This window comes from Rhizobium sp. NLR16a (genome assembly GCF_017948245.1).
Taxonomy (GTDB): Bacteria; Pseudomonadota; Alphaproteobacteria; order Rhizobiales; family Rhizobiaceae; genus Rhizobium.
Genome location: NZ_CP072865.1, coordinates 3664291 through 3681476 on the forward strand (window position 1 = coordinate 3664291; position 17186 = coordinate 3681476).

Consider the following 17186-nt stretch of genomic DNA (forward strand, 5'->3'; position numbering starts at 1 on the left):
GCGCGCCGAACCCGCGCGGAGGCCGTCACCCCTGTTCATCCGTTCGTTGCTTAGCCGGTGGGCGACGGCACATCGTCCGTCCAAAACGGCCGGGGATCAAGCCCCGGCCGTCTGCTCTTTCAATAGATCGGGCTCAGCCCCAGCACTTGTCGGTGCCTTCCTTGGTGTCGATCGACTTGAGGCCGGAAACCGGCTTGTCGGTCACGAGCGAGACGCCGGTGTCGAAGAAGGACTTGCCTTCGGTCGGCTTCGGCTTTTCACCCGAGTCGGCGAACTTCTTGATCGCCTCGATGCCGAGCGATGCCATCAGCAGCGGATATTGCTGCGAGGTGGCGCCGATGACGCCTTCCTTGACCGACTTGACGCCCGGGCAGCCGCCGTCGACCGAGACGATCAGCACGTTCTTTTCCATGCCGACGGCCTTCAGCGCCTGGTAGGCGCCGACAGCGGCCGGCTCGTTGATCGTGTGGATGACGTTGATGCTCGGATCCTTCTGCAGAAGGTTTTCCATGGCCTTGCGGCCGCCTTCCTCGTTGCCGTTCGTCACGTCATGGCCGACGATGCGCTTGTCGTCTTCGTCGCCGATCTTGTCCGGGTTCTTCGGATCGATGCCGAAGCCCATCATGAAGCCCTGGTCACGCAGGACGTCGACCGTCGGCTGCGACGGCGTCAGGTCGAGGAAGCCGACCTTGGCGTCCTTGGCTTTGTCGCCGAGCGTTTCCTTGGCCCACTGGCCGATCAGCTTGCCGGCGAGCAGGTTGTCGGTGGCGAAGGTGGCGTCGGCGGCATCGGCCGGCTCGAGCGGCGTGTCGAGCGCGATCACCAGCAGGCCGGCGTCGCGGGCCTTCTTGACCGCAGGCACGATGCCCTTGGTGTCGGAGGCCGTCAGCAGAATACCCTTGGCGCCGTCGGCGATGCAGCTTTCGATCGCTGCGACCTGGCTTTCGCTGTCACCGTCGATCTTGCCGGCGTAGGACTTCAGCGAAACGCCGAGTTCCTTGGCCTTGGCCGTCGCACCTTCCTTCATCTTGACGAAAAAGGGATTGGTGTCGGTCTTGGTGATGAGGCAGGCGGAAACGTCAGCCGCCATCGCCGGAGCAGAAAAAGCGACACCGAGCGCGAGCGCGCCAAAAGCGAGAACTGATTTCTTCATGAACTCCTCCCAGAGTTTGCCGGCGCCGCCTCTGCGGGCCGGAATTTTCAAAATATGACACTTCGCTCAGTCGCTGTCGCTCCAAAGCCGCCCGTGCCCTTGACAATGGCAATTAAGAGCGAAAGAAATCCGCTTGTCAATAAATAAATCCAATTGAATTATTAATTCGATGTGGCATGCTCGACCGAATTAGGGTGCACAGCGAGCGCAGCGCGTTTCAGACGCGAAGGACGCTGTACCGCCTTGAGCTGCTGCATGTTTTTAAATCGCCTTCGATGAGGAGAAGGAGGCGAACGCTCGGGAGGAGCGGCCATGTCGTCTTTGGATGGACCGGAACACACACCGGTCCCGCCGCCAATTTTAAATCCGGCCGGTGGTGCTAACCAGGTCAGGGTGCGCGCCTATAACGAACGGCTCGTGCTGTCGCTGGTGCGCCTTTACGGCGCGCTGTCGAAGGCCGATATCGCGCGCCGCAGCGGGCTTTCGGCCCAGACCGTCTCGGTCATCATGCGGGTCCTGGAAAAGGAAGGGCTGCTGTCGCGCGGGGCGCCGGTGCGCGGCCGGGTCGGCCAGCCGTCGATCCCGATGCATCTCAATCCCGACGCCGTCTATTCCTTCGGCCTGAAGATCGGTCGGCGCAGCGCCGATCTGGTGCTGATGGATTTCGTCGGCCGCATCCGGATGCAGCTGCACCGGACCTATGCCTATCCGCTGCCGCATGAAATCCTCGCCTTCGTCACCTCGGGCATCCGCGAGATCGAAGACCAGCTCGACGAAAAGCAGCGCGGCCGCATTGCCGGCCTCGGCATCGCCGCGCCTTTCGAACTCTGGAACTGGGCCGATGAGGTCGGAGCGCCGCCGGGCGCCATGGAGGTCTGGCGGGATGTCGACCTGCAGGCCGATATCGCCGCGCGCGTCTCCCATCCCGTCTTCCTGCAGAATGATGCGACCAGCGCCTGTGGCGCCGAACTCGTCTTCGGCGTCGGCCCGTCCTATCCCGACTTCGTCTATTTCTTCATCGGCTCCTTCATCGGCGGCGGCATCGTCCTGAATTCGGCGATCTTTTCCGGCCGTACCGGCACGGCGGGCGCAATCGGGCCGCTGCCGGTGCGCGACAGGAACGGCGAAACCAAGCAATTGCTCGAAATCGCCTCGATCTTCGTGCTGGAAAACATGCTGCGTGAGCGCGGCATCGATCCCGAGCCGCTCTGGTATTCGGCCGACGACTGGGTGGATTTCGGCGAGCCGATGGAGGCATGGATCCAGGACACCGCCAAGGCGCTCGCGCAGGCGATCGTCGCCGCCGCCTCGATCGTCGATTTCAGCGCCGCCGTCATCGACGGCGGCTTTCCCCATTGGGTGCGCAGCCGCATCGTGCAGGCGACGATCGACGAAGCCGCCAAGCTCGACCTGCAGGGCGTCGTCATGCCCGAAATCATCGAGGGCGCGGTCGGCGCGCAGGCACGCGCCATCGGCGGCGCCAGCCTGCCGATCTTTGCGCGCTATCTCACCGACCAGAACGTACTCTTCAAGGAGGTAGACCATGCTGAAGGGACTTGATCCGCTCTTGAGCCCGGAATTGCTTTTCACACTTCGGGCCATGGGCCACGGCGACGAAATCGCCATCGTCGACGGCAATTATCCCGGAGTCGAAGATGCCCGCCGGCTGATCCGGCTCGACGGCCACCACCTCATCCCGGTGCTCGACGCCGTGCTCAGCGTGCTGCCGATCGACGATTTCGTGCCGGAAGCGATCTTCCGCTCGACTGTCAAGGCCGAGCGCGACAAGCTCGATCCGGTGCATGAGGAGATGATCGACTGCTGCGCCCGCCACGAGCCGCATCGCCAGGTGGTGCCGCTGGTCGGCCAGGATTTCTACGGTCGGGTGCGGGCCGCCCATGCGCTGATCCAGACCAGCGAGCCCAGGCTCTATGCCAACATCATCCTGCGCAAGGGGGTGATCTATCCGAAGGAGGCAGGCGCCCAGCCGGGCGAGGTCGATCCGTTCGTCTACTAAAGCGTCGGTGCGCTTCCGTCACCCGTCGATTTCGACTTCCGCTTCGCAGTTCACCGGCGCATTCAAGGGGATGGCCATGCCGATGGACGAGCGGGCATGGGCGCCGACATCAGGCCCGTACAGCGCCAGGATCAGATCCGAATAGCCGTTGGTGACCAGCGGCGTTTCGTTGAAGTCAGAAGCAACGTTCACCATGGCGAAGACGCGAAGCCATGCCGTGACCCGATCGAGGTCTCCGAGGACCCGCTTGAGGCTGGCGAGATGGGCGAGCGCAACGAGCCGCGCCGACGCGTAGCCCTCCTCCGGCGAAACCTCGGCGCCCACCTTGCCAAGGGGATTTGCCAGTGTTCCATCGCGGTTGCACGCGACATGACCGGAAATGTAAGCGCGCGTGCCGCGCAGGCGAACCCAGGCGAAGGGCAAACGCAGCCCCTCGCGAACCTTCAAAGGCTCGGGCAATTCCAGACCCATTTCGGCCAGACGTTGTTCGATGATGGCCATAATGCACCTCCCGGTGTGGTTGGAGCATGCCGCGCAAAAGCCTGCGGCGGTTTTGCGCCCCGGAGCCGTTGCAGGGTTCCGGGCGACATGCATCAGGGGACGATCGTGTCGAGCTCCGGCATGAGAACGACGCTCTCATTGGCTGCGGGGTCGTTGCGAGCGCCGAGAAATTCGGCGTCTTCGCTGCTGCGGTTGACGGCGACATGCGGAACGCCGGCCGGAATGAACAGGTAATCGCCGGGGCGAACCGTTTCACACCGTTCCAGCGCTGCTCCCGACCAGATCTCGATCTGCCGACCGGCGGTCATCAAAAGCGCCGTCTCGTGTCCCTCATGGCGGTGGGCGCCGGTTCGCCGCCCCGCGGGCAGCGAAATCGTCCCGAGCCACAGCATGGTTGAGCCGGTGCTTTCAGCCGAGACGCCGGAACAATAGACCGATCCCTGCCTGGCGACATGGCTGCCGCCGGCGCGCACGACGCTCGCAAGGAATGGTTCGGATTTCTTCGATTGCGTTGCCTGGTTCGTCATCGCTCTCACCACTTCGACCGCTGCGATGGCGCCACTCTGCGCGCTCAGCCGGCGCAAGTCCTGAAGCAGAGCCGAAAAATTCCGAAAAGCTGCGAAATCGGCGTATCATTGCGGCCATGAACACGCAGCCCCTTGCATTCGGTCACCTCAGGTTCATTGCCGAGAACGGATGTCTTCTCCGCGACAACAGGCCTGTCGCCATCGGCGCCCGCGGCGCCTCGCTGCTCGCCGCACTGCTTTCGGCACAGGGCGGTGTGGTCTCGAAGTCCGCCCTGATGGACGCCGTTTGGCCGGGATTGGCCGTCGAGGAAAGCAATCTTTCCGTTCAGATTGCCGCCCTTCGCAAGCTGCTCGGACCCACATCGGACGGCGGCGAATGGATCGTCACGGTCCCTCGGGTCGGCTACAGATTTTCCGGTGAGGTGGAGAGCCGCACTGACGGCGCCGATAGCGGCCGGCATGCCGAGGCCGGTCCGATCCCGGGAATTGCCGTCCTGCCGTTCGAAAATCTGGGCGGCGATGTTGAAAGACAATATCTCGCCGACGGTGTCGCCGACGACCTGATCATGGCACTTGCCCGGTTCAGATGGTTCCGCGTCGCTTCACGGGGGGCGAGTTTCAGCAGGAGGAATGGCTCGAAGGATCCGCAGTCTGTCGCGCGCGACCTCGGCGTCGATTTCCTGGTGGATGGGGCCATCCGCCAGAGCGGCAATCGGATCCGCATATCGGTGCACCTCGCCGACACCGCGAAAGGCGCCACGATCTGGTCCGAACATTACGATCTTCAGCTGGCCGAGCTCTTCGCCGTGCAGGACGCCATCGCCGAGCGGATTGCAGCGGCGGTCGAACCCGAGCTGCTGCTGCGCCACGGGCTTCCGGTTGCTCCCCATACCGGCAACATCACGGCCTGGGATCTCGTGCGGCAAGGCACGTTCAATTTTCACAAGGTCACGCAGCCCACCCACCTTCTCGCACGCCGTTTCTTCCGCGACGCGGCTGGGCTCGACCCCATGCTTCCGGAAGCGCAGATCTGGCGGGCGCGGGTGAATGCCGGCCTGATCGCCTACGGCTGGACTGATAACCCTGCGGAAGACGGCAAGGAAGGATTGGATGCGGCGCTGCGGGCCATCTACCTCGACGCGCGAAATCCGTACTCACACTATGCGCTGGCGATCGTGTCGGTTTACACGGGCAGACCCGAGCAGGCGATCCTGGCGGCGGAACGGGCGATCGAGCTCGGTTCGAGCTTCGCCCTGGGGCATCTCGTCCTCGGCATGGCTCGCCTGTTTTGCGGCGATGCGGCCGGCGCGCTGAAGCCCTTGGCGCACGGCCTCGAACTCAACCCGCACGATCCGCAGAACGGCGTCTGGTTCAGCCTGCTGATGCTCGCACGGTTCTTTTCCGGCGACGTCGACGGCGCGCTCGAGACCGGGCGCACGGCGCTGAAGGCGCGGCCTGACTGGCCGGCGCTGCTGCGCATTCAGGCGTGCTGCCACCGGGCCTTGGGAGATCGCCAGCAGGCGCACCGCTTTGCCGCCGCGGCAAGCGACCTTCCCGAACCAGCCGGCGATGCGCTCGGTCCGTTCAGAGCTGGCAACACGGAATGGGCGGTCCGCCTGAACGGGCTGCTGCGCGAGGCGGAGCTTTGAACCGGTTGACCGCTTAGAGCAAAATGAAGGAGATGGTTCGTCGCGAAGCGGGCTCGAAACGCAACCCCGCACCTCTGAAAGGAGAGAGCAATGGACGGCGATGTCAAAATTCTCCAACACATCTACGAGCGCTTCAACTCACGGGACATAGACGCCGTGCTGGCAGCGCTGGCCGAAGATGTCGTCTGGGCCAACGGCATGGATGGCGGCCACGTCCATGGGCGCGAGGCGGTGCGGGAATATTGGACGCGTCAGTGGTCGATGATCGATCCCCACGTCGAGCCCTTCGGTTTTCACCGGACAGCGGACGGCGCAATCATCGCCGACGTCCGGCAGTCGGTCCGTGACCTGCAAGGCCAACCCCTTCAAGGACAGAAGACGGTCGGGCACATGTTCCGGTTCCGGGACGGCAAGGTGACCCGCTTCGACATTCGGGATGCCGCCTGAATTCGGCGAGCCGGATCACCCCCCCTCTCCCCGACGGGCCTTTGATGGCCAAGATGTAGCACGTCGGTTTCGGCGTCGAGCGCAATGAGCCGCGTCCAATTTGCGACGAAGATATCCGTTGCGCGCAGCGAACCGTCCACGTCTCGGACCCGGAAACGCGCGGTTAACCTTCGAAGACCACACTGATATTCCGGACTTTTCGATGCCGCGCAGCTAACCGATATCGAATTGCCGACGCTTTCACTCCGCCCAAATGAGTTGTGGCGGCCTTCTATCCCGTCGATGCCGTCCTACGGCGACGGGGTTGCCGATGGAAAACTGTCGCGGACGATGCGGTCTGCTGGCTGGCCATGATGGCTCTTCACACACCAGGAGCCTGTTCATATGCCTCGCATCCGACCCACCAGACCGCAGATGGAGATATTGGCCTGGCTCCTGATCTTCCTGCTTCTCTTCTGCCTGTCCTGGCGCTTCCAATGGCATGAGGGGCTGGATGAGTTCATCGAGAAGCATGATGACTTTCCGCTGGACCACGCGCTGCTTGCCCTCAACATGTCCGGCTTTCTCGGGCTGATCTACTCGGCGCTGAGGATCCGGGATCTCTCGATAGAGGTTAACCGCAGGCTGCAGGCCGAAAAGAACGTGGACTGGATTGCCTGTCACGACACGCTGACCGAATTGCCTAACCGCAGATTTCTGGAGTCCGTCTGCGCGCAATCGATGATCGATCAACGGGCGCCCGAAAGCTATGCCGTGTTCAGCATCGATCTCGACGGCTTCAAGAAGATCAACGACCTCCTCGGGCACGATCACGGCGATGCGGTGCTGAAGGCCGTCGCTCAGCGGCTTTCTTCCCTCTTTCCGCGTGAGCGCGTTTTCCGCCTCGGTGGCGACGAGTTCGTCGTTCTGGCGCGGCGCACCGGAAATGCCGATCTCGTCGCTTTGGGGAACCGCATCGTGAACGCGATCAGCAAGCCCTTCACATTCAATGGCGTCGCCGTCGATCTCGGCGCCAGTGTCGGACTCGCGCTCCATCCTGAAAACGGCGACGATCTAAGCCAGGTCATTCGCCATTCGGACTGTGCGATGTATGTGGCGAAAAAGCAGGGGCGCAATCTGGTGAAGCCCTTCGTCCCTTCGATGCAGGAGGAGTTGGCGAAGCGGATCCGGGTGGAAGCGAATCTGCGAGCCGCCATCAGGAACGCTGAGATCGTTCCTTATTACCAACCTCTCGTCGACCTGAAGACGAAGGAAATTATCGGCTTCGAAGCGCTGGCGCGCTGGAAGACGGCATCCGGCGAATTCATCCCGCCGAACGAGTTCATTCCCGTGGCGGAAGAGGCCGGTCTGATCGTCGACCTGACGGACCAACTGCTGCGCCGTGCCTGTGGCGATGCGCTTTCCTGGCCAAATCATCTGGTTCTGTCGTTCAACCTGTCTCCGATCCAGCTGAGCGACCGGTTGCTGGGCCTCAGGATTCTGAAGATATTGGGCGATGTCGGCCTGCCCGCGCACAGGATCGAGCTGGAGGTGACGGAGAGCGCCATCATCCAGGATGCCGTCACCGCACGAATCGTCCTCGACGATCTGGTGAACGCCGGCGTCCGGATTGCTCTCGACGACTTCGGCACGGGCTATTCCAGCCTCTCGCAGCTCTCGAACTACCGGTTCGACAAGATCAAGATCGACCGGAGTTTCGTCGCTTCGTTCCAAACCAACGACAAGCAGGACAAGGTGATCAAGGCCATTATCGCTCTCGGCGCGGGCCTCGGCGTGAGGATAACGGCCGAAGGCATCGAAGAGGAAAGCCAACTTCAACGGCTTCAGGATCTCGGCTGCGATATCGGCCAAGGTTACCTGCTTGGCAGGCCGGCGCCGGCCGAGAGCCTTGCCGCAGATCAGGTCAGCGCCAGGATAGCGCAACGTCGCTGATGCGCCGACGGGTCGTCGAGGCTGGCTTGGAAGTCTTGTCGCACTGTTTCGAAAGACGAGCGGCCAGTATTAAACAAATGGTCAGGTGGGCTCGCGTGTCATGCTGCACATCTTCTGTTTTCGCCTGTCTTCAGCGCAAGACCGCTGCACGCAATTGCGCGACATGCTCTAGACTTCGGCAGTTTGCCGATTTACGCTGGTATTCGCGAGCCTGAAACTGCATCAGGTCTCGGCCCTTGCGCAACGCCGACCGCAGTGAGTCTCGGTTCCGGCCTGCTCCTCAGCCCACAATGTCAACGTATCTCACCGCGCAAGCGGAAGGAGTTTCCATGGCCGATGCCCAATGCGCCTGTGGCGCTCTCCAATTGAAGCTTAGCGAACCACCACGATTGACTGCGCTGTGTCACTGTTATGCCTGCCAGCGGCGAACCGGTGCACCGTTCAGCGCCAATGCGTTCTACTCGATTGACTGTGTCGAAATATCTGGAACGTCTACGGAATTCATTCGGACCGCCGACAGCGGTCGTCAGGTCCGCATGCATTTCTGTCCAACGTGTGGGTCGACCGTCTATTGGAAGGCCGATGCCGCGCCACTTTGGATCGGGGTGGCGATCGGGTCACTTGCCGACCCGGCCTTTGCGCCGCCTGAACTATCGGTATTCGAGCAATCGAAACATGGATGGGTGCAGCTTGCGGAAACGGTCGAGCATTTCCAGGGCCGTCCAAGCGGCCGGACTTAAATCAAGCTGGGAGCCTCGGTCCAAGGTCATTGCGGTCCGGTTGCGCATAATGGCTGCCACTCACCCTAGCCCTTACCTGGGTCGAGCCACTGGTCTCGACCCGTCCTGCGGACCCCCCGTAAACGGGGCGAGGGGACATGCCCTGCGAGAGGTTGGTGGGGAACGGAGAGGTCGCGGCATGGTCCCTTCGCCCCGTTTACAGGGAGAAGGTGGCGGCAGCCGGATGAGGGGCCGGCTTGCCCAATCTCCTCGGTTCGACGCCGCTCAAATCTCCCCAGCTTGCGGCCCCCAGACATCCGTCAAAGCAAAGCCGCCGGGGTGCGGGTCGAAGGGATCGAGCGCGACCTGGGTGAGGCCGAAGGTGAAGCCGCGGCCGGTGATGGTGGGGATGACCGCCGGGCGGCCGGCGACTTCGGTCACTGCCTGCAGGCCGACCTCGAATTCCGAGCCAATGATCGACTTCGAGGTGAAGACGTCACCGACCTTGGCCTTGCCGCGGGCATAAAGGGTGGCGAGATTGGCGGAATTGCCGGTGCCGCAGGGGGAGCGGTCGGCCCGGCCTGGCCACATGGTGGTGCAGGTGCGCACCGTGCCGTCCGGCTCGATATCGCGGAACATCACATAGGCGACGCCTGAAATCGCCGGGATTTCGGGATGGACGACCTTAAGGTCGCGGTTGATCAGCTCTTTCAGGATCATGCCGGCCTGGACGAGGCCGGCCGCATTGGCCTTCTCGATCGTGAGATTGATCTGGCCGACATCGACGAGGGCATAGAAGATACCGCCATAGCAGAGATCGGCTTTGATCTTTCCCCAATGGGGCGTGTCGATCCCGATGTCGAGCTCATGGACGAAGGAGGGCACCATGGTGAGCTTCACCTTCTCGCAGCGCCCGTCGCGGCAGGTCGCCACCGCCTTGACGAGACCGGCCGCGGTCTCCAGCGTCACGATCGTCTCCGGCTCCTTCATTTCGACGATGCCGGATTCGAGCAAGGCCGTCGTCACGCAGATCGAGTTCGAGCCGGAGCTCGCATGTGCCTGGTCGGGCTGCAGGATGATGAAAGCAGCGTCGGCGTCGGGGTGCCTCGCCGGCAGCAGCAGGTTGACCGAGCCGATCGGAGCACCGCGCGGCTCCAGGCAGAGAAAGCGGCGAAGCTCGTCACCCTTCGGATCGGTGTTCAGCCAATGCAGCTGGGCGGCGATGGTATCGCCGGGGATCTTCGGAACGCCGCCGATCGCGACGCGACCGATCTCGCCCTCGGCATGAACGTCCAGCAGCTGGATCGTGCGCTTCCATCTCATCTCGAAACTCCAGTTCGGACGTGACGGCTGATGCCGCCGACGCGGTTCTAACTTGTTTTAACGCAATTCCGAACGGAAAACCGCTTCACACTTTTCCTGGAATTGCTCAGTATCGGTCTATCCGGAACGGGGTCATGTCGACCGACGGTTTTGCTCCGCTCACCATATCGCCGATCAACCGCGCTGTCGTCGCGGCATATGTCAGGCCGAGATGGCCATGGCCGGTGGCATAAAAAACCCCCGGCATCTTCGAGGACGGCGAAATGATCGGGATCGTATCGGGCAAGGCCGGGCGGTGACCCATCCATTCCGTCGTCTCCTCGGCCTTCAGCCCGGGAAGCGCGCGCTGGGCGTGGCGCACCAGCACCCGCGGACGGCGGAAATCGGGAGCGGCGTCAAGCCCGGCCAGCTCGACATTGCCGCCGACGCGGATGCCGCCGGCAGTCGGCGTCACCATGAAGGCGCGATGCGGCCAGATCAGCGAGTAACGCATGGAAATGCCGGGCTTCATGATCTGCGTGTGATAACCGCGCTCGGTCTCCAGCGGGATCGGTTCGCCGAGCTTGGCCGCCAGGAAACGGGTGTGGACGCCGGCGGCAAGCACAACGGAAGCCGCCTCGACACGGCTGCCATTGTCGAGGAGGACGACGACGCTGCCATCGCCCTTGCGCTCGATATTCCTCACGGTGCCGGAGACGAAGGTTGCGCCGGCCGCCAGGGCGGCGTCGGTCAGTTTGACCACCAGCTTGTAGGGATCGCGGACCGACTTATTGTCGGGGAGCAGCACCGCTTTGGCGATGACAGACGACAGGGCGGGCTCATAATATTGGATGGCGCCGTTGCTCAACACCTCGAATTCGAGGCCGTAGCGCTGCATCATGGCGAGGTGGCCGCGATCGGCGGTAAACTCAGCCTCCGTCTCGTAGATCGCCAGGCAACCTTCCTCGGTCAGCAGATCGGATGCGCCGATCGCCTTCAGCATTTCGCGGAAATCGGCGAGCGCCCGCAGCGACAGGCTCATGCCGGCATCCTCGATCTCCCTCAAGCGCGAAGGCCGGCCGGCGGCGAGGAAGCGCAGGAACCAGGGCAGCATCTTGGCGGCATAGGACGGCCGCAGCCAGACCGGGCCTTCGGGGTCGAGCAGCCAGCCGGGGATCTTCTTCCAGGTCGAAGGGCCGGAGCCGGCGGCGAAATCGAGCGCGATGCTCGCCATATTGCCGAAAGAGGTGCCACGTCCGGGCTCACCCTTGTCGATCAGCGTGACCTGAAATCCGCGCCGCTGCAAATCGAAAGCGATCGAGGCGCCGATCACGCCCGCGCCGACGACAGCCACCTTCTTCTTCGTCTCATCCGTCATGCGATCAACCCACCCGCACGGCATACAGTATCGCCGTTCGCAAACCTGATATATCAGATCAGCGATGCTGCCTAGAGCGGTTCAGTTTTTCACGGAAACGCGGAACCGCTCTAACCTTTTGGATTTACGCAATTCCGAAACGCGAAACCGCCGTGCACTTTTGCTGGAATTACTCCGCGGAATTCTTACTGGCTTTCGGGCAGGCCGGCGCCGACACTGTCACCGACCGAACCGACGGTGTTGTCCATCGACTGGCCGAGCCGCTTCAGCTGCGCATCGTAGTTGCGCCGGGTGCGCGGATCGAAGATTGCGATCGGCGTGCTGACGGCGACGCTGACCGCACTTCCGGCCGTCTGAGCCGCCCCCATCGCCACCGCGCCGACGGCCTCGCCGAGGCCGACATTGGAATCGGTGATCGTCTGGCCGGCAATCAGCCGGTCGCCGATCAGCTTCACCACTTCCGGGCTTTCGGCGAATTTGCCGTGGTTCAGCCGGTCGCCGCCCTTGAGCTTGGTGAGATCGAGCACGGTGATGCCGGCCGCCTCCAGCTTGCTGCGGTAAGGCTCGGCGGAAGGATCGATCTGGCCGAGCCGGTCGATATTGCCCGAGATGCGCCGCGACAGCGCCAGCGCCCGATCATCCCTGGAGACGAAGATGGTGAAATGCGGCCGGTCCTTGCCGAGGCTCATGAACTGCCGGCCGAAGACGTCGACATCGAGATCCGGCGAGGCAAGGATGACATTGTTGATCTTCGAAGCGACGTGACCGTTGCGGATCGCCATCTGCCGGAGTGCTTCGACGGTCAGCCAGGTGCCCATCGAATGGGCCATGACGGTGACGTCGCTGACGGCGGGATTGGCGGCGGTGCGGGTCAGCAGCTCTTCCAGCGCATCGCGGGAATAGTTGGTGCTTTCCTTGTCGTAATTGTAATCGAAGATGCTGGCGCGCGACGGCCAGGTGAAGACGACGGGCGCAACGTCGGCATGCGAATCGTGGACGATCTGCGCGAAACGATAGACCGCGTCTTCATAACGGTTGTTGAAGCCGTGCACGAAGACGAGCACGCGGCGGCTCTTCGGCATATGGGTTTTCAGCCAGCTCTCGCCTGCCCGCTCGCCCTCGAGCGGATCGACGGAAACGGTGACGAAGTCACGGAGCGGATCGGCCGGCAGGCGCTTCGGCCATTGCACCTGGCCGACCGTGCGGTTGGCTTCCGGCGGAATCGAGACATCGACGGCGTTAACGGCAAGCCCCGTGCCGCGTTCGCCGGAGAAAAGCACGGCCGGGTTGTCATCGGCAGCGCGCGTCGTCGCCACCAGGAGATCGACCTTCGACGTGCCCGGAGGCACGGTGCCGGCCGCCTGCATCACCCCGACCGGTCGGCCGCCGCAGCCGGCGAGCACCATCGTTGCGACCAGAAGCCCTGTCAGAGCCGCATGCGAGCCGCGCCATCTGCCGATCATGACTAACTCCAACCGGTTCACGCGCCGGACAGACGGCACAGGTTCAAATAGTCCGGCGAAGGCTGTCGAGTCAAATTGTGCACGGCAAAGCAGCGCCGGCGAAATGGCATGAGGGGAAAAGAAAAGAGCCTGGCGCGGGAGGAGGTGCGCCAGGCTCTCGATCCTGACCGACAACTGGGAGGAGGAGTGTTGCCGGTCCGATGTAAGAGCGCTTGGGAGGAGGAGTGCGCTGCTTACGAAGATAGTGATACCCCATTCATTTGATCGGGAATAGCGAAATTACCGCAATGCAGCAATGCAATGAGCGCAATGCTCGCCACTTCAAGCGGCAGTGCGCGCCTCATTTTGCGGCATCTTTGACCGGGTGGTCAAAATTTGCTGAAAGATGTGGCAGTGGCGGCAGCCCCTCATCCGCCTGCCGGCACCTCTGCCTGGGTCGAGCCGCGGGTCTCGTCCCGTCCTTCGGACCCCCGTAAACGGGGCGAAGGGATATGCGGCAACCTCTCCGTCCCTCGCCAACCTTTCCCAGGGCACGTCCCCTCGCCCCGCGAGCGGAGAGAGGGTTAGGGTGAGGGGGCCGCCGCTTGCATCACTCCTCAAGCGGCCTTGAAGACCTTCCTGCCCTCGGCGTCCAGCGCGGTAAACTCCTCATCGGACAGCGTGATGTCCACCGCCGCGACGTTTTCTTCCAGGTGCCTGACCTTCGAGGTGCCGGGGATCGGCAGCATCACCGGGCTGCGCTTCAGCACCCAGGCGAGCGCGACCTGGCTGGGAGCGGCATTGTGCTTCCTGGCGATCGTATCGAGCAGCGAGCCTGATTTGGCAAGATCGCCGGCGGCGAGCGGGTACCAGGGGATGAAACCGATATTGTGCTTGGCGCAATAATCGAGCACGTCTTCGCTGGTGCGATCGACGAGGTTGTAGCGGTTCTGGACGGTGGCGACCTTGAAGTGCTTCGAGGCCGCCTCGATCTCGGCGACGGAGACTTCGCTCAAGCCCGCATGGCGGATGAGGCCGGCATCGAGCAGCGATCTGATCGCGTCGAACTGCTCCTTGGCAGGCACCTTCGGATCGATGCGGTGAAGCTGCCACAGATCGATCTGCTCGACGCCGAGATTGCGCAGGCTCTTATGCGCCTGCTGGATCAGATATTCCGGACGGCCGACGGGCAGCCAGATGTCGGGACCATGGCGGGTGAGGCCGCCCTTGGTGGCGATGACGGATCCCGCGTCATAGGGATGCAGCGCCTCCTTGATCAGCCATTCGGAGACATCGGGGCCGTAGGAATCGGCCGTATCGATGAAATTGACGCCAAGCTCCGGCAGGCGCTTCAGCGTCCGCATGGACTCGGCATGGTCATCGGGCTCGCCCCAGATCCCCTTGCCGGTAACGCGCATGGCGCCGAAGCCGAGACGATTGACCTCGATCTCGCCGCCGATCCTGAAGGTTCCTGACTTGGCTGCGTTGTGACTGAACATGATCTTTCCTCCCTTCGTCACTAAAATCATTCAATGTCGATGAAATGGCCGAAGCCGCCCGCTTCGCCAGGGCCGGGATGCCGGGCTGGCGAGGATGGATCCAGTTCTGAATGTCTGCCGGGTCTGGTGATGCCCGGCATGGTGATGACCCGGCCGCCGCGGCGATATCGGACATGCGGCCGTGGCGACGCTTGCACATATAGGACGACCCCGACGGGATAACAGGGAGGGGCCGAAAACATCGTCCTTCGACCGGCGCCGCTGCGGTGCGCCGGAATATCGGCCGGGCTGCGACGAAGCCTGTCGCTTCCGCTCAGCCGTTGCCGCGTTCAGCCGGCCGATTCGCCGGAAAAGGCGGCGACTTCGATGTCCGCCTCGCGGTATCTCAGGCGCTCGCGCGAGAGTTCCAGCGGCTTGCGGCGCGAGATCCGGTAGACGGAGGCTGGCGGGAGGTTGCGAACCGTACCGCCGATGCGCACCGCCTTCAGGCCGAGGCGATCGAGGATCGGCCGCGGCACCGGGCAGCGCGGACCATAGGTGAATTGATAGACGGCTCCGCCCGGGCGCATATAGGTGAAGACGCCGGCAAGGATCGAGGCGATCTTGCGCGGCGACATCGACAGAAGCGGCAGCCCGCTGATGACGGCGCCGACCGGTTCGCCTTCGAAAATATCGGCCTGGGCAAGGTGGGCCGCGTCCATCTGTAATATGCGCGCCGCCGGGAACCGCGCCTGCAGCGCATCGATGAATTCCGGGCCGTATTCGATCAGCGTCAGATCCGTCTCGCTGATGCCGCGGGCAAGCAGCGCCCGGGTGAAGACGCCCGTGCCGGGGCCGAGCTCGATGATCGGCCCGTCGAGCGCCGCAATTTCGCTGGTCATGATCCTGGCAAGTGAATCACCCGACGGCGCGATGGCGGCCACCCGAAGCGGATTGCTAATCCAGGAGCGGAAAAAATGCAGGAAATCCGAGCATGCAGCCTTTGCGGTCATGACTGTCCCACCTGTCTGAAATTCAATTGATTATGAATGCGACCATCGCGGCTAGCATGGCAATTCCAAGGCAGAGACGTCAATCGCCCTTGTGAGCCGGCATTTCCCACCTCTTTTCCCACTGGCGTCCGGCATTTTTGCATCTATGCAGCTATGACATAGCGAGCGCCCTCGTCTGCGGCAAAAAGGGCGGCCGGGAAGCCGCCCCTCACCGCGATGGCCTGGTCGCCACCGCAAAGCGCCGCGTTAATAGTTGCAGCCGGAACTGCTGGTCGGATTGAAGCCGAGCTTGCAATCCATGTTCAGCGGCTTCTTCGGGTTCATCATGGAGGGCGAGGCCATGCCCTTCGGGTTGCCTTCACCGATCGAACCGGTCGTGCTCCTGTCGTGCTGCAGGCGGGTCTCATGCTCGACAACCTGCTGCTTGACCGAACCCTGCTGCGTCGCGCTCGACTGGAGGGGAGCCGCTTGCGCCGCGAAGGTGGCAAGGCCAAGCATCGCACCCAGGACCGCGGCGGCCAGGCCGCTCTTGAACGTCGTCATATTGTCATCTCCTTGGGAGGATCGGGTGATTTACGCCGAGGAGGTAGGAAGCGGATTTGTCACAATCTACCGCGACGCAATAGAGGTCACGAACATGTGAGCGGCGCCCGAACAGGAAAAAGGCGGCACGCGCCGCCTTTTTCATTTGCCGGCTCAATAGCCGTTATCACAGGGCATGCTGGACCGATCGACCCCGAAAACGTAGGGTTGCACATCGTCGGAGCCACCGGCCTGTCGGCGGGTTGGCGGACGATGGAGTCGGTGGCGCCGGCCTCATCGCCGAAGGCGGCAAGCGGGTACCAGTAGCCATCGGAGTGACGGTGGGTGCCGGGGCGCTCCGTTCGGAAACCTCGATAGCCCTGCCAGAGACCGGCATGCGGCTTATATTGCACGGTTTTTGCTTCGGAAATATCGGGCGGTCGAACCGTTTGAACGGGAGCGGCTTCAGCTTGGCCGATCGGCGCAAGGGCGAGAAGTACACTGAACGCAATGGCGGAACGGACAAATTGAAGATCTTCATGTTAAACCCTCCTTCGTGGATTTAACCTGAGAAAATGCCGACACGAAGGGCGCGCTTCCCAGCGCGTGCGAAACTTCCAAAACTCGTGATTGCAGGCGATCCGGCGTGAGTTTTTCGCGAGAAAACGTGAAAGCTGTAACAGCAGAATGGCGCGATCCGGCGCTGGTCAAGAATGCGAATTCTCTGTTTTCAATTCGCGTATAATGCCCGGTAACCTTGGGCCGAGAGACAGGCGACATACTGGCGATGGGCGGCGGCGCGCGCCACGGTTTCCGCTTCGAACGCATCGGCCTGCGCATATCCGGTCAACTGGGCGCGCAGCTCATACTGGCGCTTCGCCTCGCCATACATGGCATTGCCGTCAGTCATGCAAAGGCTGTGCGCAACGGACGGCGGATTGACCGGTAAGCCGACTGCCAGCAGCACCGGCTCGTTGGCATGGTCGATGCAGCCGGCAAGGGCGGCTATCGTCGCGAGGATCGCCAGGACCCGAAAAATTCCCACCGTCATGCATTCCTCCGAGATCATCAGGCCTGCGAATACATCAGGAAGGTTGCGCGAAGCT

16 protein-coding genes and 1 pseudogene are annotated in these 17186 nt (G+C 62.8%); 6 read left to right on the forward strand and 11 right to left on the reverse strand.

The annotated features are described in order from the left end of the window. Positions 1 to 133: 133 nt before the first annotated feature. Positions 134 to 1153: a sugar ABC transporter substrate-binding protein gene (locus J7U39_RS17745; RefSeq protein WP_184460047.1), complete on the reverse strand. Its 1020-nt coding sequence runs from the start codon at positions 1151 to 1153 to the stop codon at positions 134 to 136. Positions 1154 to 1465: 312 nt separating this feature from the next. On the opposite strand from J7U39_RS17745, the gene J7U39_RS17750 reads away from it, so the two are divergent. Together J7U39_RS17750 and J7U39_RS17755 are read left to right on the forward strand one after the other, a co-directional pair. Next, positions 1466 to 2713 carry an ROK family transcriptional regulator gene (locus J7U39_RS17750; protein ID WP_210629380.1) on the forward strand — a complete coding sequence of 416 codons (1248 nt, stop codon included), beginning with the start codon at positions 1466 to 1468 and terminating at the stop codon, positions 2711 to 2713. Next, positions 2697 to 3170, forward strand: a complete 474-nt coding sequence (locus J7U39_RS17755; protein ID WP_210629381.1) for an RbsD/FucU domain-containing protein — start codon at positions 2697 to 2699, stop codon at positions 3168 to 3170. The genes J7U39_RS17750 and J7U39_RS17755 overlap by 17 nt, the downstream gene beginning before the upstream one ends. Before the next feature lie 18 nt (positions 3171 to 3188). Here J7U39_RS17755 and J7U39_RS17760 read toward each other — a convergent pair whose 3' ends face one another. Together J7U39_RS17760 and J7U39_RS17765 are read right to left on the reverse strand one after the other, a co-directional pair. After that, on the reverse strand, positions 3189 to 3671 hold the full coding sequence (locus tag J7U39_RS17760) for a RidA family protein (protein WP_210629382.1): 483 nt from the start codon (positions 3669 to 3671) through the stop codon (positions 3189 to 3191). Positions 3672 to 3763: 92 nt separating this feature from the next. Beyond that, the gene (locus J7U39_RS17765; RefSeq protein ID WP_210629383.1) at positions 3764 to 4198 is read right to left on the reverse strand and encodes a cupin domain-containing protein; all 435 of its coding nucleotides are present in this window, start codon (positions 4196 to 4198) and stop codon (positions 3764 to 3766) included. A 116-nt stretch (positions 4199 to 4314) separates the two neighbouring features. Here J7U39_RS17765 and J7U39_RS17770 point away from each other — a divergent pair, with 116 nt between their 5' ends. The 4 genes from J7U39_RS17770 to J7U39_RS17785 all read left to right on the forward strand — a co-directional run bounded on the left by J7U39_RS17770 (position 4315) and on the right by J7U39_RS17785 (position 8966). After that, positions 4315 to 5847, forward strand: coding sequence for a winged helix-turn-helix domain-containing protein (locus J7U39_RS17770; protein ID WP_210629384.1), 1533 nt, complete (start codon positions 4315 to 4317; stop codon positions 5845 to 5847). Positions 5848 to 5937: 90 nt separating this feature from the next. After that, positions 5938 to 6294 carry a nuclear transport factor 2 family protein gene (locus J7U39_RS17775; RefSeq protein WP_210629385.1) on the forward strand — a complete coding sequence of 119 codons (357 nt, stop codon included), beginning with the start codon at positions 5938 to 5940 and terminating at the stop codon, positions 6292 to 6294. A 384-nt stretch (positions 6295 to 6678) separates the two neighbouring features. Beyond that, complete coding sequence (locus J7U39_RS17780) at positions 6679 to 8226, forward strand: EAL domain-containing protein (RefSeq protein WP_210629386.1); 1548 nt, start codon at positions 6679 to 6681, stop codon at positions 8224 to 8226. A gap of 329 nt (positions 8227 to 8555) precedes the next feature. Further along, positions 8556 to 8966 (forward strand): GFA family protein, encoded by a 411-nt coding sequence (locus J7U39_RS17785; protein WP_210629387.1) that lies wholly within the window; start codon positions 8556 to 8558, stop codon positions 8964 to 8966. Between the two features lie 264 nt (positions 8967 to 9230). Here the strand turns inward: J7U39_RS17785 and J7U39_RS17790 are convergent, their stop codons facing one another. From J7U39_RS17790 to J7U39_RS17820, 8 genes and pseudogenes are all read right to left on the reverse strand, one after another. Continuing rightward, positions 9231 to 10268 carry a proline racemase family protein gene (locus J7U39_RS17790; RefSeq protein WP_210629388.1) on the reverse strand — a complete coding sequence of 346 codons (1038 nt, stop codon included), beginning with the start codon at positions 10266 to 10268 and terminating at the stop codon, positions 9231 to 9233. Between the two features lie 106 nt (positions 10269 to 10374). Then, entirely contained in the window at positions 10375 to 11625 is a 1251-nt protein-coding gene (locus J7U39_RS17795) for an FAD-dependent oxidoreductase (RefSeq protein ID WP_210629389.1), read from the reverse strand. Positions 11626 to 11810: 185 nt separating this feature from the next. Then, entirely contained in the window at positions 11811 to 13088 is a 1278-nt protein-coding gene (locus J7U39_RS17800) for an alpha/beta hydrolase (protein ID WP_210629390.1), read from the reverse strand. Positions 13089 to 13684: 596 nt separating this feature from the next. Continuing rightward, positions 13685 to 14566 (reverse strand): aldo/keto reductase, encoded by an 882-nt coding sequence (locus J7U39_RS17805; RefSeq protein WP_210629391.1) that lies wholly within the window; start codon positions 14564 to 14566, stop codon positions 13685 to 13687. A 329-nt stretch (positions 14567 to 14895) separates the two neighbouring features. Beyond that, positions 14896 to 15558 carry a methyltransferase domain-containing protein gene (locus J7U39_RS17810; protein ID WP_210629392.1) on the reverse strand — a complete coding sequence of 221 codons (663 nt, stop codon included), beginning with the start codon at positions 15556 to 15558 and terminating at the stop codon, positions 14896 to 14898. A gap of 246 nt (positions 15559 to 15804) precedes the next feature. Continuing rightward, on the reverse strand, positions 15805 to 16101 hold the full coding sequence (locus tag J7U39_RS17815; protein WP_210629393.1) for a hypothetical protein: 297 nt from the start codon (positions 16099 to 16101) through the stop codon (positions 15805 to 15807). Positions 16102 to 16254: 153 nt separating this feature from the next. Then, positions 16255 to 16592: pseudogene (locus J7U39_RS31825) on the reverse strand (cell surface protein). A gap of 218 nt (positions 16593 to 16810) precedes the next feature. Beyond that, positions 16811 to 17131: a hypothetical protein gene (locus tag J7U39_RS17820; protein WP_210629394.1), complete on the reverse strand. Its 321-nt coding sequence runs from the start codon at positions 17129 to 17131 to the stop codon at positions 16811 to 16813. Positions 17132 to 17186: the final 55 nt, after the last annotated feature.

Bases quoted from the DNA above. Each gene is read 5' to 3' on its own strand.
- J7U39_RS17755 (WP_210629381.1), top strand. From the start codon at position 2,697: ATGCTGAAGGGACTTGATCCGCTCTTGAGCCCGGAATTGCTTTTCACA.
- J7U39_RS17745 (WP_184460047.1), bottom strand. From the start codon at position 1,153: ATGAAGAAATCAGTTCTCGCTTTTGGCGCGCTCGCGCTCGGTGTCGCT.
- J7U39_RS17790 (WP_210629388.1), bottom strand. From the start codon at position 10,268: ATGAGATGGAAGCGCACGATCCAGCTGCTGGACGTTCATGCCGAGGGC.
- J7U39_RS17785 (WP_210629387.1), top strand. From the start codon at position 8,556: ATGGCCGATGCCCAATGCGCCTGTGGCGCTCTCCAATTGAAGCTTAGC.
- J7U39_RS17780 (WP_210629386.1), top strand. From the start codon at position 6,679: ATGCCTCGCATCCGACCCACCAGACCGCAGATGGAGATATTGGCCTGG.
- J7U39_RS17760 (WP_210629382.1), bottom strand. From the start codon at position 3,671: ATGGCCATCATCGAACAACGTCTGGCCGAAATGGGTCTGGAATTGCCC.
- J7U39_RS17810 (WP_210629392.1), bottom strand. From the start codon at position 15,558: ATGACCGCAAAGGCTGCATGCTCGGATTTCCTGCATTTTTTCCGCTCC.
- J7U39_RS17815 (WP_210629393.1), bottom strand. From the start codon at position 16,101: ATGACGACGTTCAAGAGCGGCCTGGCCGCCGCGGTCCTGGGTGCGATG.
- J7U39_RS17775 (WP_210629385.1), top strand. From the start codon at position 5,938: ATGGACGGCGATGTCAAAATTCTCCAACACATCTACGAGCGCTTCAAC.
- J7U39_RS17795 (WP_210629389.1), bottom strand. From the start codon at position 11,625: ATGACGGATGAGACGAAGAAGAAGGTGGCTGTCGTCGGCGCGGGCGTG.
- J7U39_RS17800 (WP_210629390.1), bottom strand. From the start codon at position 13,088: ATGATCGGCAGATGGCGCGGCTCGCATGCGGCTCTGACAGGGCTTCTG.
- J7U39_RS17750 (WP_210629380.1), top strand. From the start codon at position 1,466: ATGTCGTCTTTGGATGGACCGGAACACACACCGGTCCCGCCGCCAATT.
- J7U39_RS17770 (WP_210629384.1), top strand. From the start codon at position 4,315: ATGAACACGCAGCCCCTTGCATTCGGTCACCTCAGGTTCATTGCCGAG.
- J7U39_RS17820 (WP_210629394.1), bottom strand. From the start codon at position 17,131: ATGACGGTGGGAATTTTTCGGGTCCTGGCGATCCTCGCGACGATAGCC.
- J7U39_RS17765 (WP_210629383.1), bottom strand. From the start codon at position 4,198: ATGACGAACCAGGCAACGCAATCGAAGAAATCCGAACCATTCCTTGCG.
- J7U39_RS17805 (WP_210629391.1), bottom strand. From the start codon at position 14,566: ATGTTCAGTCACAACGCAGCCAAGTCAGGAACCTTCAGGATCGGCGGC.